Origin of the sequence: Anoxybacillus sp. LAT27 (genome assembly GCF_022030075.1) — a bacterium.
In the GTDB taxonomy this organism is placed as follows: domain Bacteria; phylum Bacillota; class Bacilli; order Bacillales; family Anoxybacillaceae; genus Anoxybacillus; species Anoxybacillus kestanbolensis.
On the sequence record NZ_JAIWYK010000426.1, the window covers coordinates 1 to 1,467 of the forward strand.

The window sequence follows — 1,467 nt, forward strand, 5'->3', positions numbered from 1 at the left end:
AGCCCAGGGGAGCCGCAGTGAAAAGGCCCAAGCGACTGTTTATCAAAAACACAGGTCTCTGCGAAGCCGTAAGGCGAAGTATAGGGGCTGACACCTGCCCGGTGCTGGAAGGTTAAGGGGAGCGCTTAGCGCAAGCGAAGGTGCGAACCGAAGCCCCAGTAAACGGCGGCCGTAACTATAACGGTCCTAAGGTAGCGAAATTCCTTGTCGGGTAAGTTCCGACCCGCACGAAAGGTGTAACGACTTGGGCACTGTCTCAACGAGAGACCCGGTGAAATCATAGTACCTGTGAAGATGCAGGTTACCCGCGACAGGACGGAAAGACCCCGTGGAGCTTTACTGCAGCCTGATATTGAATGTTGGTGCGACATGTACAGCATAGGTGGGAGACTGAGAAGCCTGGACGCCAGTCTAGGTGGAGTCGCCGTTGGGATACCACCCTTGTCGTACTGAGATTCTAACCCGCACCCCTGATCGGGGTGGGAGACAGTGTCAGGTGGGCAGTTTGACTGGGGCGGTCGCCTCCCAAAGCGTAACGGAGGCGCCCAAAGGTTCCCTCAGAATGGTTGGAAATCATTCGAAGAGTGTAAAGGCAGAAGGGAGCTTGACTGCGAGACCTACAAGTCGAGCAGGGACGAAAGTCGGGCTTAGTGATCCGGTGGTTCCGAATGGAAGGGCCATCGCTCAACGGATAAAAGCTACCCCGGGGATAACAGGCTTATCTCCCCCAAGAGTCCACATCGACGGGGAGGTTTGGCACCTCGATGTCGGCTCATCGCATCCTGGGGCTGTAGTCGGTCCCAAGGGTTGGGCTGTTCGCCCATTAAAGCGGTACGCGAGCTGGGTTCAGAACGTCGTGAGACAGTTCGGTCCCTATCCGTCGCGGGCGTAGGAAATTTGAGAGGAGCTGTCCTTAGTACGAGAGGACCGGGATGGACGCACCGCTGGTGTACCAGTTGTCCCGCCAGGGGCACAGCTGGGTAGCTATGTGCGGAAGGGATAAGCGCTGAAAGCATCTAAGCGTGAAGCCCCCCTCAAGATGAGATTTCCCATCGCGTCAAGCGAGTAAGATCCCTTGAAGATGACAAGGTAGATAGGTCCGAGGTGGAAGCGTGGCGACACGTGCAGCTGACGGATACTAATCGATCGAGGACTTAACTAAACACACAAGAAAAGCGAAGGCGACTGTCCAGCCACGAAGAACGCGAAAGGCCTGCGAGGAGGCTGTTGCCGCCACAGCAGGACTGAAGCGATTCGAGGGGCTAGGAGCCGCAGCTAGACATCACGAAAAGCGAAGGCGACTGTTCTGTTATCTAGTTTTGAAGGAATTATCCTTCACGCCGAAAGAGGCGAAACGAAAGAGCATGTTTGCTCGGTGACGATGGCGGAGAGGTCACACCCGTTCCCATCCCGAACACGGAAGTTAAGCTCTCCAGCGCCGATGGTAGTTGGCGGGACACCGCCTGC

The 1,467-nt window shown here is 56.2% G+C and carries 2 rRNA genes; both read left to right on the forward strand.

Annotated features, from left to right (window positions below):
- A 23S ribosomal RNA gene (locus LD028_RS13055) occupies window positions 1–1,162 on the forward strand; the annotation flags it as partial.
- Window positions 1,163–1,371: 209 nt separating this feature from the next.
- Window positions 1,372–1,467: ribosomal RNA gene (gene rrf, locus LD028_RS13060) — 5S ribosomal RNA — on the forward strand; the annotation flags it as partial.